The sequence below is a fragment of the Marinobacter santoriniensis NKSG1 genome (genome assembly GCF_000347775.1).
Classification (GTDB): domain Bacteria; phylum Pseudomonadota; class Gammaproteobacteria; order Pseudomonadales; family Oleiphilaceae; genus Marinobacter; species Marinobacter santoriniensis.
In genome coordinates, this window is record NZ_APAT01000015.1 from 185,345 (window position 1) to 198,549 (window position 13,205).

A 13,205-nucleotide genomic window follows, 5' to 3' on the forward strand; every position below is an offset into this window, starting at 1 on the left:
CTCACGATGCTCCGGACTCCGGATTACCTACAAGTCTGAGTTCGGCGGTACGCCGGTTCTGCTGCTTCAGGCGGCGAACACAACGTTCCAGCGTTTTGGAAATCCTGGCGTGGGAGCGAATCATGGAAATCTTTGGCCAGGTCGCACGTTCGCCGGCGAGAATCATCTCACGGACATACGCCGGTTCCGGGTTGGCCAGCATACGGCGATAGTCCCGGACCGAATAGGTCGGAGCGATGGTCACATCCCCCGAATACCGCTGCGCCATAATCGTGTACAGCTGACCGGATACCTGACGGAGAAGTTCCGGACGCACCCGCTTTCGCAGGTAATCAAACAGCCCCTGGCCGTGGAATTGAATTTCCGATTTCAACAGATGCATGGGCAGTCGGGCCAGCGACAATTTCTCATCCCGGCCACGGTGGCCCAGAAATGGCACCACATGGGGATTGGTCTGACTGGCGATCGTGAAATTCACATCGTACAGGTGCATCAGGCGTTCAATAGGCAGGTCACTCACCACCGAACCATCCACAAACTTCAGTCTGGGCATGTAAGGCAATGCATTTCCATGGATGTCTTTTTTCATCAGCGTTACCGGCGGGAAGATGCCCGGCACCGCCGCGCTGGCCAGGGCAGCACTCCAGACCAGCAGGTACGGCGAGGTATAGCCGCACAGGAGCCGTGCCTTCTGGTGGGCCTGGACCGGAGACACCGAGATATTGATGGACCGACCGGTACGCTGATAGGCCTCCTCGAAGGTGTATTCACCAATGTTGGCCCTCAGGCATTTCCGGAGCTGCGCCTGGTCCATCAGCCCATCGCCCCGCATAGCGCTGAGCAAACCGCGCCATTTCCAGGCCTTGAGGTCGTGATTTTCCGGAACCAGCATCTCTGGGATCTCGGCATCGGTGTGCACACCCAGGATCGCAGCGATGATCGCGCCGATACTGGAACCTGCGATAACCTGTGGTAGCAGGCCCTTTTCCCAGAGCGCCTTGATCACCCCGAAATGGAACATTCCCAGCGTGGCGCCCCCGCTGAGCAACAGTGTCGGCCGACCGTAACTGGTCAGCGTATCCCGGAAGAACTGCAGTTTATCGGCCACCGGGAATCCGGGCACCGGATGATCACACAGAAAATCGAGGGCCTCACAGACCTGAGTGATGTACTCTTCGATCAGGTGCTTGGTGCCAACCCGGGAGCGGGTATAGAGCGCCGGATTGCCCATGTTGCCAAGGTCGTGGTGCAGCCCTTCCCGGAGCGCCCGCTTGAGGCGTTCGAAATCATTCTGCTGCCGGTACTGCTTGAGGTTGCTGAGCCGGTCGTAAACAAGTTCGTAGTGGTAGAGGTCCGATGCAAACCCCTCTTTCCACTCGACATTGCCCTCACGGTAATCGAGTTCCAGCGCGGCCGCCTTCCAGACTTCGTAATTGGGCGCCTCCGCCAGCATACGACGGTACTTGGCAATTCCAGGATCCTTGATCACCGCGGCCTCCCTGTTCAGCGTTCGCCTGCCAGTCAGAAATCCTCAAGCATGAGATCTTCGCTGTTACCACTGGCGAAGGGGTCTTCGACAACCTTACCATCATTGATCAGGTATTGCCGACGCTGCAGGAAGGCGTTACGCACGAAGATGTAGTCGTCACCGGACATGAACGCTTCGGCCGGAATCAGGTCGGCCCGCTTGTCCACGATCTGGAGCCCCCGGGCGTAGTAGGTTTCAGGACTTTCGATGGCATCCCAGGCAGACGGGAACACAAAGGCGTCACTGGCCAGTCCGGTAAAGTGACGAGGCGTGGACGGGCCAAGGAGCGGCAACATCAGATAGGGGCCAGAACCAGCCCCCCAGTAGCCAAGCGTCTGGCCGAAATCTTCCGGTTGCTCCGGAAGGTCAAACGCGGTCGCAACGTCAAAAATTCCGCCCAGCCCAAACACCGTGTTGTAGGTGAACCGCCCCGCGGCCACCACCGCCGATTCCCCCTTCAACTGGAGCAAGCTGTTGATGAAATTGCGCACTTCCTGGAGGTTGTTGAAGAAGTTGGTCACGCCCTGGTCAACCACGGTCGGAGTGACATCCCGATAGAACTGGGCAACAGGTTTGAGCGCCCAGCGATCCACAAACCTGTTGAAACTGAATACCTTACGGTTCCAGGATTCGTAGGGATCGTCCGGGGCCACTGGCGTGGAACCACTCGGTGCCGGCTCCTGCATGGCCTGGGCGTATGCCTGGCTGGTAGGCACGACGGCCACGACAACCAACAGTAGCCAGAGTAAGCGCCGGGGAAAAAATTGTTTCATCATGCACTCTTGAGTTGTGAATCAGGTTTCAGTTCGTCGAAAATACCGGCGCTTTGGCTTTTTTAATTATTTTTCCGGAGGAGAGTCCGATGTCAGTACCGGGTAATCTGGTCAGCACCATAACCATGCCACTTCGATGGGGCGATATGGATGCATACGGTCATGCCAACAATACAGTCTATTTCCGATTCTTCGAGGAGGCTCGCATTAACTGGCTTGCGTCCCTGAACGTCGGTGGTCCCGAAGAACCCACTGGTCCCGTTATTATAAAGACCAGCGCGACCTTTCTGAAGGAGCTGACGCACCCGGCTTCGGTTATCGTCCAGACGTACGCCGACAGAGCCGGCAATACCAGTCTTGATACCTACCATCTGGTGACCGACGCCGAGTCGGGCGAGGTCTATGGAGAAGGATACGCAAAGATCGTGTGGTTTGACAGGGAAGCCCGCACCTCCACCGCACTGCCAGAGACACTGAAAGCCCTGGCAGCACGCTGAAAGGCCTGATTACCGGCGGCGAACCACAACGCTGCCGATGGAATAACCGGCACCAAACGAGCAGATCACGCCCAGGTCGCCGGTTTCCAGATCATCGTTGTGTTTATGAAACGCGATGATCGAGCCCGCCGAACTGGTGTTCGCATATTCGTCCAGGATCACGGGCGCTTCGTCCAGGCCAGGATCACGACCGAGTACCTTCCTGGCAATCAGCTGATTCATGTTCAGGTTGGCCTGGTGCAACCACATCCGGCGCAGGTCACCCGGCGTCAGCCCCAGTGATCCAAGATGATTCTGGATGGTCTGGGCCACCATCGGGGACACTTCCTTGAACACCTTCCGGCCTTCCTGGACAAACAGCTTGTCCGGCTTGCCGATACCGGATTCATCCGCACGGTTCAGGAATCCGAAGTTGTTACGGATGTTGTTCGAAAACTTGGTTTTCAGGCTGGTGCCGAGAATTTCGAAGCCCTGCCCGGCCCTGGTGTCCGCCTCACGTTCCACCAGAATCGCCGTGCACGCATCCCCGAAGATGAAATGGCTGTCCCGGTCGCGGAAGTTCAGGTGCCCGGAACAGATTTCCGGACTGACCACCAGAACCGAGCGTGCGGCCCCGTTTTCAACCGAATTGACGGCCGCCTGCAAGCCGAAGGTCGCGGAACTGCACGCCACGTTCATGTCATAGGCAAAACCTTCGATTCCCAACGCCTGCTGAACCTCGATGGCCATGGCAGGATAGGCCCGCTGCATGTTGGAGCAGGCAACGATCACCGCATCCACGTCAGCTGCGGTTTTACCGGCCCGGGAGAGTGCCTCTTCGCTGGCACTCACGGCCATGTCGCACTGGACGGAACGTTCGTCGTTGCTCCGTTCAGGGATGTACGGTGTCATTCGCCGCGGATCAAGGATGCCCTCTTTATCGATGACATGGCGCCGTTTGATTCCCGAGGCCTTTTCAATGAATGCGGACGACGAATGCTGAAGTGCCGTCACCTCGCCTTGCTCAATAGAGTCGGCATGCTCGGCGTTGTAGAGATCCACAAACTGGTTAAAAGCCTCGACCAGTTCGTCATTATCGATGGTTGCAGGCGGTGTGTAGAGACCGGTCCCGCTAATGACGGCTTTAATCACGCTAACCCCACGTCATGATTGTGAAAACTTGATGACAAAACGTCCCGATGCTCGAAATACTAACACAGTCCGTGGCATTTTCCCGTTCACCTTTGTTACCGCTGCACAACAAGGGGGCACCCTTCCAGCAGCCATCAAACCCGCGTCTTTTCCCACTGTCGATCCAGACGCTTGACCGAAACGGTCATCGCCGTGCCCAACTGTTGGGCAAAGAACGACACCCGAAACTCCTCAAGCATCCAGCGGTACAGGATCAGCTCAGGGTCGCGCACGCCCTGGCGTTGCTGTTCATCGCGTTTTGCCGCATAGCGGGCCCAAAGCGGCTCGATGGTGTGCAGGAATTCCCGTTCCCGCCCCATTTCACGGGACATTTTCTCGAGCCGGACCAGACAGGCTTCGAAATAAACGCCAAACCTCTCCAACCAAGACTCCGGCGTGGATACAAGAAAGCCGGGATACACCAGGTTCGCCAGCTGGAATTTCAGGTCCGCCATGCTGTTGGCCAGCGCCAGGTTGATCTTTCCTTTCAGCTGCTTCGCCACCTTCTGGTAACCGCACATTGCCTGGTACAGCTGTTCGTCCGCCGCTTCCAGAGCCGGGATAAAATCCCCACGATGGGCCTCATACACCTGGTCGAACGCCGCGCGTGTCCGGGGAAGCTCGCCCGCCAGAAAATGCCGGATCACCGCCGCCAGCACCAGATCGTCCAGCAACACTCTGGCCTGCCCCACCGGCGCAAACATCAACGCGGACTGCTTGAATTTCGGCAGTTTTCGTTCCAGGTCACTGAGTGTGCTGCCAAAGCGATTGATAATCAGCCGTGCGATGCCGCGGCGCGTCGTTTCCTCGGCCGTCAGCGCGTCGAGACAACGGATCAGGCGAACACGCCCGCCCATATCCTCAATCGCAGGCCAGACGGTTACCTGCATTCCACCCTTCTCGGTCTGAACCTGCCTCGGGAGGTCCCCGAACGTCCAGTCCTCGTAGCTTTCCGCCGCCTGGCCTGAACGGGCCTCGGAGTCCACCGATGCCAGTGCTTCCTCGGCCTTTCCTTCGAGCTGGTCCTGAAGAACATCGGTCTCGCGGCTTTCCGCCAACACCTTTCCCTTATTCCCCATAACCCGAAGATTCATGCGCAGATGCCGGGGAAGTTCCGCCTCCGACCAGGCTGCCGGATCGATCTGCACGCCGGTCATCCGTCTCAGCTCGTTACCGAGCTGCTGGGTCAGAGGTTCATTCGAGGGCTGCATGTTCGCCAGCGCCGCATCGACAAAGTCCGGAACCGGCACAAAGTTGCGACGCAGGGCCTTGGGAAGCCCCTTCACCAGCGCAATACACTTCTCGCGCAGCAGGCCCGGCACCAGCCACTCCAGCCGGCGGGATGGAATCTGCTTGAGCGCCATGATCGGCACCTGCATCGTGACCCCATCACGCTCACTGGTGGGCTCAAATTCGTAACTCAGGGGATATTTCACCCCGTCCCACTCCAGGTAGTCCGGATAAAGGGCATCCGCCTGTTCGTCGATCGGCCGTTGCAGGACATCGGACTCGGTCAGCTCGAGATTTCTGAGCTCATCCGCGGACAGCCCCTTCCACCAGCTTTCGAAATGACGACCGCTTACGATGTCTTCAGGCAATCGTTCGTCATAGAACGCGAACAGCACCTCGTCGTCGACCAGCAAATCCCGGCGCCGGGTTTTCTTCTCAAGGTTTTCGACGGTGTCGAGCATGGCCCGGTTGCGTGCAATGAACGGAGCCTTCGACCGGAAATCACCTTCGACCAGAGCCCGCCGGATAAACAGATTCCGACATTCGGCCGGATCCACCTTCGTATAGGCAACGCGGCGTTTGGGAACGACATCCAGGCCATAGAGCGTAACCTTCTCGTAGCCCATGACCTGGGCCCGCTTCTGCTCCCAGTGGGGCTCGAAGTAGTGATGCTTGACCACATGGCCCGCCAGGGGTTCGATCCACTCGGGCTGTATCGCCGCCACCATTCGTGCAAAGACCCGGCTGGTCTCGACAATCTCCGCAGCCACAATCCACTTGGGCGCAGTCTTGGCCACCTTTGAGCCGGGGAAGACCAGCACCTTGCGGTTGCGGGTTGCCAGATATTCTTTTTTCTCGACCTTTACCGCTACCTGGCCCAGGAGTCCGGCCAGGATCGCCTTGTGAATCGGATCGTAACTCGCGGGCTCACGGTTGAACGCCAGCTTCTGCTCCCGGCAGATCAGGGTCAGTTGGCGATGGATGTCCCGCCATTCCCGCATGCGCATATAGCTCAGGAAGTTCTTCTGGCAGAGCTTCTTGAGCTGGTTCTGAGAGAGGTCCTGACGCTGTTCCTCGTACCAGTTCCAGATGTTCAGCAGAGTCGCGAAGTCTGATTCCTTGTCATTGAACGCGGCATGAGCCTGGTCTGCCGCCTGCTGTTTGTCCTGGGGACGCTCCCGGGGATCCTGGATACTGAGCCCCGCAATCACGATCAGGGTCTCGGACAGACTCCCGAGCTCGCCGGAGGTCACCAGCATGCGGGCAAGCCGCGGGTCCAGCGGCAATCGCGACATGGTCCGACCAAGCCGGGTCAGGCGACGCCGGTCGTCAACCGCGCTGAGTTCCTCCAGCAATTTGTACCCGTCGTTGACCTGGCGGCGATCGGGAGCCTCCAGAAACGGGAAGTGACGGATTTCACCGAGACCGAGGGTGGCCATCTGGAGAATGACCGACGCCAGGTTGGTACGCAGGATTTCCGGATCCGTGAATTCCGGTCGGTTCAGGAAGTCCGTCTCATCATACAGCCGGAAGCAGATACCCGGAGCCACCCGGCCACAACGCCCGGCACGCTGATTGGCGCTGGCCTGGGAGATCGGTTCGATGGGCAACCGCTGGATTTTCGACCGGACGCTGTAGCGGCTGATCCTGGCAACACCGGTATCGATCACATATCGAATACCGGGCACCGTGAGCGAGGTTTCCGCCACGTTGGTGGAGAGCACAATGCGCCGCCCTCGGTGCGACTGGAAAACACGGTTCTGCTCCTTATTGCTCAAGCGCGAATACAGCGGCAACACTTCGGTGTGTTTGAGATCCACATGCCGGAGCACCTTGCTGAGATTCCGAATTTCCCGCTCACCGGGCAGGAAAACCAGCACATCCCCGGGAGGCTGCTTTTCCTGCCTCTCGTGATCCTCAATCTCCGCCAGACCACTGACCACGCCGTCCGTCCAACCCTGGTCCCGATCATCCTCATCGCCCGTCAGGGGCCGATACCGGACGTCGACCGGATACGTGCGCCCGCTTACCTCAATCACCGGCGCCCCACCAAAGAACTCGCTGAAGCGCTCAACCTCAATGGTTGCAGACGTGATGATCACTTTCAGATCAGGACGCTTGGGTAAGAGCTGTTTCAGATAGCCAAGCAGAAAATCAATGTTCAGGCTTCGCTCGTGGGCTTCGTCGATGATCAGTGTGTCGTAGCGATCGAGAAACCGATCGTGCTGAACCTCGGCCAACAGGATCCCGTCGGTCATCACCTTGACCCGGGACCGCTCGGACGTCTTGTCGGTAAACCGGATCTGGTAACCGATCTGCTCGCCGGTCTGTTCACCGATTTCCTCGGCAATCCTTGCAGCGACGCTGCGCGCCGCAATTCGGCGAGGCTGGGTGTGGCCAATCAGCCCCCGGATACCACGGCCACTGTTCATACAGATCTTGGGAATCTGCGTCGTCTTTCCGGACCCTGTCTCGCCGGCAATGATCACCACCTGATGCTGTTCGATCGCCGCCCGAATGTCATCGACCCGCTCGGAGACCGGCAGGCCCTCAGGGAAACTGGCCGGCTTATGCAGGGCCTGGCGACGCTGAACCTTGTCGAGCCCCTGCTCCAGCCAGTTCGCCATTTTTTCCAGATCTTTCTGGCCGGGCCGGCCCTTGGTGCGGGACACGGCACGGACGATGCGAGCGGCCTCCTGCTGATTGCAGGCATCCAGCTGCTCCATCATGGCCTTGACCGCGCCCTGGGCGTTCGGATTCGGGGAGGAAGGTGTCGGACTATCCGATGTGGATCTTGTCATTGGACTGAAAAACCGCTCTCAGTTCGGGGCATGATCAATTCGAGCAGCACAGTCTAGCGGGAAACTTTCGGGCTTAAAATGAAAAACCCCGCAGGAGCGGGGCTTTCAATGCGTTACTTCGCGGCTTCGTCGCGCAGTTGGCGGCGGAGAATCTTGCCCACGTTGGTCTTGGGCAACTCATCCCGGAATTCGAAGAGGCGGGGCACCTTGTACGCCGTCAGGCGCTCGCGACAGAATTCCTTCAGCTCGGTTTCGGTGACGCCATCTGCCGTGGGCACCAGGAATACCTTCACCGCTTCCCCACTCTTGGCATCCGGCACACCTACGGCCGCACACTCAACCACCTTCGGATGGCTGCTCACCACGTCTTCCACTTCGTTCGGGAACACATTGAAGCCGGAAACGATGATCATGTCCTTCTTGCGATCAACGATCCGGATGTAGCCATCCTCCTGGATCAGGGCGATGTCCCCGGTCTTGAGGAACCCATCATCGGTAAAGGACTTGCGGGTATCTTCCGGACGCTGCCAGTAGCCGCGCATCACCTGAGGGCCTTTGACACAGAGTTCGCCCGGCTCGCCCAGTGGCGTTTCATTGCCTTCCTCGTCGATGGTTTTTACCACCGTAGACGGAATCGGCAGGCCAATCGTACCGAGCTGGATCGCGCTGTGGGGATTGAAGGTGACCACCGGAGAGGTTTCAGTCATACCGTAGCCTTCCGAGATCGCACACCCGGTTACCCGCTCCCACATCTTCGCGGTATCGCTGGTCAACGCCATACCACCGGAAGACGTCAGCTTCAGCGCACTGAAGTCGAGTCCCTGGAATTCCTCGTTGTTACACAGCGCCACGAAGAGGGTATTCAGGCCCAGGAAGGCGGTAAACTTGTGGTTCTTCAGTTCTTTCACGAAGGCCGGAATGTCCCGCGGGTTCGGGATGAGGATGTTGTGCGCACCGGCCTCCAGCATGATCCCGCAGTTCAGCGTGAACGAATAGATGTGGTACAGCGGCAGTGGGGCGATAACCACCTCTTTGCCTTCCTGCACGGTGTCTTCCATCATCGGCCGGACCTGGAGCAGGTTTGCCACCAGGTTACCGTGGGTCAGCATGGCCCCCTTCGCAACACCGGTTGTCCCACCGGTGTACTGAAGCACGGCAATGTCATCCGTCTTGCATTCGACCGGCGAGAACTTTTCGCGCGCACCGGCACTGAGTACCGCCGGAAGCTTGTGGGCGCCGGGAATGTTGAACGGCGGCACCATCTTCTTGACGTGCTTGACCACCGCATTCATGAGAGTCCGCTTGATGGGCGAATTCATGTCGGCGATCTCGGTGACGATGACGTGCTCGATGCCCGTCTGCGGAATGACCTTCTCGGCGGTTCCCGCCATGTTGGCCAACACAACCAGGGCCTTGGCACCGGAATCGTTGAATTGATGTTCCATTTCCCGCTCGGTATACAGCGGGTTGGTGTTCACCACAATCAGCCCGGCCCGCATCGCGCCGAACACAACCACCGGATACTGGGGCAGGTTTGGCATCTGGACCGCAATACGGTCACCGGGTTTGAGGTCGGTTTTATTCTGAAGCCAGGAGGCGAAATTCCGGGTCTGGGTATCAAGATCCCGGTAGGTGAGCGTTGCGCCAACAGCAGAGAACGCTGGCCGGTCTGCGTATTTCTTCACAGCCTGCTCGAACACGTCCACCATGCTCTTGTATTTATCCAGGTCTATCTCCCGCGGAACACCGGCGGGATACTTGTCCTGATAGAACTGCTCAAAATCCATCACCATCTCCTGTTTGGCGCTTCTGATTGTAATGGTCTACCCATGTCTTTTTGGTCAAAAAATCAACTCGACAAAAGTAGCAGCCCGAAAAAACTGGGAGAGAATAGCAGTTTTGTTAACGTTGAGGTAGGTTTCAGCGCAGACACTGAACAATGCCTTTCCGGCCAACAGCGTGCGGAGCACATCATGAACGATATGGAAAACGTGACCTACGATGAGTTAAACGAGGGTGACACGGCCACTTTCACACGGACCCTGACCGAGAACGATCTGATTCTTTTTGCCGCCGTTTCAGGCGACGTGAACCCGGTGCACCTGGACCAGGAGTTCGCAGAGAATTCCATGTTCAAGGAACGTATTGCCCACGGCATGTGGAGTGGATCGCTGGTCTCCGCCGCCCTTGCGACGGTCATGCCAGGGCCGGGAACCATCTATCTTGAACAGAGCCTTGCCTTCAAACGCCCGGTCAAATTGGACGACACCATCACGGTGAACCTCAAGGTCCTGAAAAAAGAACCGAAGAACCGGGTAACGATCGAGTGCGATGTACGCAACCAGAAAGGTCAGCAGGTGGTATCGGGCGAGGCGAAAGTGATCGCTCCGAAAGACAAGGTGTCCCTCACCAAACCCGATCTCCCCACCATCACGATTGAGGACTGACCCAGCCTGAGAGCGGGGCCGGAAAGGCCCTCCTCTCATCCCGGCAGAAAATCCACCGGGAACCGGACGGTTCTCGGCTCAACGTCGTCTGCTCCGAAATTGAACATGCGGACCCGCAGTGCGATCCGGTTTTCCAGGGTGGGATTATCCAGCTCGGAGCTGACAACTTCGCAGGACGACACGCTGCCATCGGGCTGGATGACCAGTTCCAGCAGTACCTTACCCTGCAATGTCGGATCCTGACGGAGCTCCCGCCGGTACAGCGAGTAAAGCGCGGTTTTCTGGCTGTCGAAGACCTTCCTGATATTGCTCATGGCCCGTTGGCCCGGCCCCTTGTCGGCCTTGGGCTCGACCCTTGCCACGGTCTTATGAACCGGTTCTGGCTTCGCTTGAACTGCTTTCACCTCGTGGCCTGCGACCGCAACCTCCGTGGTTGGTGCCTCGGTTTTCTCCACGCCCTCGCTGCCGGCAAGGACCCTGGAGACTGCCGGTTTATCGGAGGTCTCGGCCGGTGTCGTTTTGCCGGCGTTGGCCCTGAGCACGGGCGCCGGCTCGGCTTCCGGCTCGCGGAGCGCTGCCAATCGGTCTTTCATCGCCAGCAAGCCGGAACGGGAAGCCGTTTCCCGGGCCTGTTGCACGGTCTGCTCGGGCGGCGCCGGAGCACGCTCAGCCGGTACCTCCGGTTTCGGTGGCGGCGCCTTGGCGGGCTCGGGCTTTGGGGTTTCCGCTTTCGGGGCCGGCTCAGGTTCTGGCTCGGGCTCCGGTGGCTCGACGACCGGTTCCGGCTCAACCGGCTTCGGCTTCGCCTTCGGTTCCGGCTTGGGCTGTTCCAGCAGATGCGCCAGAGCGGGCGGGACCTTCTCCACCTCGTTCCGGTCGGGCTCCGGCAAATCAATCAGCGGAATCAACAACGCCGGCGGCACAAACAGGAGCGCTACCAGCGACAGGATGATCAGAAACCGGGTGCGCTCACCCCGCTCCTTTGACCAGGGCAGTTCCGAGACCGGCGCCCAGGGCATCGACACAGCCTCACCCACGACGCACCTCCGGCTCTACCGCCAGCCGCACCTGCCGGAAACGTTCGTTGACGCAGGTCTGCATGATCTTGCGCAGCAGCCGGTAGTCAGTATCCCGACCGGCCATGATCGTCACCGGCAACCCCTGGTCCGGAACGGATTCGAGACGGGCCCGGCGCCATGACAACTCCTCGGACAACCCGGCGATGGTCGTGTCGTCAGCACCGATGCTGTCGAGACGCGCCACTTCCCTTCCCTGCACCAGGATCGACTGGCCGCTCACCTGAACGGTGAGATTTTCCACCGCCTGTTGCTCCGCAGTGGAAACCGGAAGTGGAACATCGGTCGTGTTCTGCAGGACTTTGACATCGGACGAGTTCACCATCAGAAAAAACACGAGGATGGTAAAAATATCCATCAGTGATACCAGGTTCAGACCACCGGTTTTGTGCATCCGGCTGTAGTGACGCTTCAGGCGCCGGGAACGGTGAGAACTCTTCATGCGCCCTCCCCATCCGTTGCGGCATCAACCGGTGCCAGCTTGCGGCTCTCCGGCGCGTCCATCAGGGAAATGTCCGGAAACAGCTCGCCCTGCACCACGTTCGCCGCCACAACCGCCGGATAGGACCGAACGGTATCCATCGTCGTAACCAGCGTCTGGTAATCGATGTCCGGCCCAACCTCCAGGATCACATCGGTCTTTTCGGGAATCCGGGCCTTGATGTCGCGGAGCAGGGTTCGAAGGCTCGCAAAGTCCTGCTCTCCTTCCTTCAGCGGCAAGGCGCGTATCAATCCCCGCTCGGAGTCGGCAACCTCAATCCCGGACGGGATCAGCGTCACCACCAGATTCAGGCTTTCCGCATCCGGGGTCTCGCCACTGGCCATACCCGGGAAGTTCAGATCAATGGTCCGGACCTGCGTAAACACCATGCCCAGTAGCAATACCGGGACCAGTACGATCATCAGATTCATGAACGCGGTGATGTCGAGCTCCGGTGAGCCGGTCATTCGGCGATGTCGACGTCTCATGGCTACCTCCTGTTCCGGTCTGTTGCGCGCGGAACCCTGTTCTTCACGCTGCAGCCCGGGTAGTGGCCACCGGCTCGGACACCAGGTTCAGGAGTTTCACACCGGCCATTTCAAAGCTGTCCACGATTTCATTGGTGCGGGTCTGCAACAGCGCATGGAACATCAGCAACGGAATCGCCGACATCAGCCCGAAGGCCGTGGTGTTCATCGCCACCGAAATACTGCCGGACAACAGGCTGGCCTTCTGGGACGGATCGGCGGCAGCGACGGCCGTAAACGCGGAGATCAAACCAATGATCGTGCCCAACAGCCCCAGGAGGGTGGCAATGTTCGCCAGCGTCGCCAGGTATTGGGTGCGCTTCTCCAATCGGGGCAATACCTCCATCAACCCTTCTTCCATGGCATACTCGATGTCTTCCCGCCGACTGTTATTCAGCAAACGACCGAGTCCGGCGCCCATAATGCCGGCGATGGCACTGTTCGACTGGCTCGCTGCCTTCATTGCCTGCCGATACTCCCGCTTCTGCAACAGGGGCAGGATCCTCTTCTCGAAAGCAATGCGATTCTTTCGTCTCACCGCCCCCAGGTAAATAAACCGTTCCAGCGTGATGGCAAGGCCGATCGCAAGGACCACCGCAATGGGGTACATGAAGGGGCCACCTTCCTGAAAAAAACGAACGATTGTGTCCAGCATGTCTTGTCTCCGTCTTCTAC

At 58.8% G+C, this 13,205-nt stretch carries 11 protein-coding genes; 2 read left to right on the top strand and 9 right to left on the bottom strand.

Annotation, left to right across the window (positions count from 1 at the left end):
• Window position 1 precedes the first annotated feature (1 nt).
• Window positions 2–1,489, bottom strand: coding sequence for a DUF3336 domain-containing protein (locus MSNKSG1_RS06625; protein WP_008938479.1), 1,488 nt, complete (start codon window positions 1,487–1,489; stop codon window positions 2–4).
• A gap of 32 nt (window positions 1,490–1,521) precedes the next feature.
• The gene (locus MSNKSG1_RS06630; protein WP_008938480.1) at window positions 1,522–2,301 is read right to left on the bottom strand and encodes an MlaA family lipoprotein; all 780 of its coding nucleotides are present in this window, start codon (window positions 2,299–2,301) and stop codon (window positions 1,522–1,524) included.
• 89 nt (window positions 2,302–2,390) lie between these two features.
• Between MSNKSG1_RS06630 and MSNKSG1_RS06635 the strand changes: the two genes are divergently transcribed.
• Entirely contained in the window at window positions 2,391–2,798 is a 408-nt protein-coding gene (locus tag MSNKSG1_RS06635) for an acyl-CoA thioesterase (RefSeq protein WP_008938481.1), read from the top strand.
• Between the two features lie 9 nt (window positions 2,799–2,807).
• On the opposite strand, the gene MSNKSG1_RS06640 is transcribed toward MSNKSG1_RS06635, so the two are convergent.
• The 3 genes from MSNKSG1_RS06640 to MSNKSG1_RS06650 form a co-directional block, all read right to left on the bottom strand.
• Window positions 2,808–3,929 carry a beta-ketoacyl-ACP synthase III gene (locus MSNKSG1_RS06640; protein WP_008938482.1) on the bottom strand — a complete coding sequence of 374 codons (1,122 nt, stop codon included), beginning with the start codon at window positions 3,927–3,929 and terminating at the stop codon, window positions 2,808–2,810.
• Between the two features lie 134 nt (window positions 3,930–4,063).
• Entirely contained in the window at window positions 4,064–7,927 is a 3,864-nt protein-coding gene (gene hrpA, locus MSNKSG1_RS06645) for an ATP-dependent RNA helicase HrpA (RefSeq protein ID WP_008938483.1), read from the bottom strand.
• Window positions 7,928–8,112: 185 nt separating this feature from the next.
• Window positions 8,113–9,786, bottom strand: a complete 1,674-nt coding sequence (locus MSNKSG1_RS06650; protein ID WP_008938484.1) for a long-chain-fatty-acid--CoA ligase — start codon at window positions 9,784–9,786, stop codon at window positions 8,113–8,115.
• Between the two features lie 186 nt (window positions 9,787–9,972).
• Between MSNKSG1_RS06650 and MSNKSG1_RS06655 the strand changes: the two genes are divergently transcribed.
• Window positions 9,973–10,446, top strand: a complete 474-nt coding sequence (locus MSNKSG1_RS06655; protein WP_008938485.1) for a MaoC/PaaZ C-terminal domain-containing protein — start codon at window positions 9,973–9,975, stop codon at window positions 10,444–10,446.
• A 35-nt stretch (window positions 10,447–10,481) separates the two neighbouring features.
• Here the strand turns inward: MSNKSG1_RS06655 and MSNKSG1_RS06660 are convergent, their stop codons facing one another.
• From MSNKSG1_RS06660 to MSNKSG1_RS06675, 4 genes are read right to left on the bottom strand one after another with little or no spacing between them, the layout of a single operon-like run.
• On the bottom strand, window positions 10,482–11,483 hold the full coding sequence (locus MSNKSG1_RS06660; RefSeq protein WP_008938486.1) for an AgmX/PglI C-terminal domain-containing protein: 1,002 nt from the start codon (window positions 11,481–11,483) through the stop codon (window positions 10,482–10,484).
• Window positions 11,476–11,964, bottom strand: a complete 489-nt coding sequence (locus MSNKSG1_RS06665; protein ID WP_008938487.1) for an ExbD/TolR family protein — start codon at window positions 11,962–11,964, stop codon at window positions 11,476–11,478. The genes MSNKSG1_RS06660 and MSNKSG1_RS06665 overlap by 8 nt, the downstream gene beginning before the upstream one ends.
• Window positions 11,961–12,491, bottom strand: coding sequence for an ExbD/TolR family protein (locus MSNKSG1_RS06670; protein WP_008938488.1), 531 nt, complete (start codon window positions 12,489–12,491; stop codon window positions 11,961–11,963). The genes MSNKSG1_RS06665 and MSNKSG1_RS06670 overlap by 4 nt, the downstream gene beginning before the upstream one ends.
• 43 nt (window positions 12,492–12,534) lie before the next feature.
• Window positions 12,535–13,185 (bottom strand): MotA/TolQ/ExbB proton channel family protein, encoded by a 651-nt coding sequence (locus tag MSNKSG1_RS06675; protein ID WP_008938489.1) that lies wholly within the window; start codon window positions 13,183–13,185, stop codon window positions 12,535–12,537.
• Window positions 13,186–13,205: the final 20 nt, after the last annotated feature.

What these genes read in the sequence shown, in the direction of transcription:
- MSNKSG1_RS06665 (WP_008938487.1), bottom strand. Translation starts at nt 11,964, where the DNA reads ATGAAGAGTTCTCACCGTTCCCGGCGCCTGAAGCGTCACTACAGCCGG.
- MSNKSG1_RS06670 (WP_008938488.1), bottom strand. Translation starts at nt 12,491, where the DNA reads ATGAGACGTCGACATCGCCGAATGACCGGCTCACCGGAGCTCGACATC.
- MSNKSG1_RS06655 (WP_008938485.1), top strand. Translation starts at nt 9,973, where the DNA reads ATGAACGATATGGAAAACGTGACCTACGATGAGTTAAACGAGGGTGAC.
- MSNKSG1_RS06630 (WP_008938480.1), bottom strand. Translation starts at nt 2,301, where the DNA reads ATGAAACAATTTTTTCCCCGGCGCTTACTCTGGCTACTGTTGGTTGTC.
- MSNKSG1_RS06650 (WP_008938484.1), bottom strand. Translation starts at nt 9,786, where the DNA reads ATGGATTTTGAGCAGTTCTATCAGGACAAGTATCCCGCCGGTGTTCCG.
- MSNKSG1_RS06635 (WP_008938481.1), top strand. Translation starts at nt 2,391, where the DNA reads ATGTCAGTACCGGGTAATCTGGTCAGCACCATAACCATGCCACTTCGA.
- MSNKSG1_RS06675 (WP_008938489.1), bottom strand. Translation starts at nt 13,185, where the DNA reads ATGCTGGACACAATCGTTCGTTTTTTTCAGGAAGGTGGCCCCTTCATG.
- hrpA (WP_008938483.1), bottom strand. Translation starts at nt 7,927, where the DNA reads ATGATGGAGCAGCTGGATGCCTGCAATCAGCAGGAGGCCGCTCGCATC.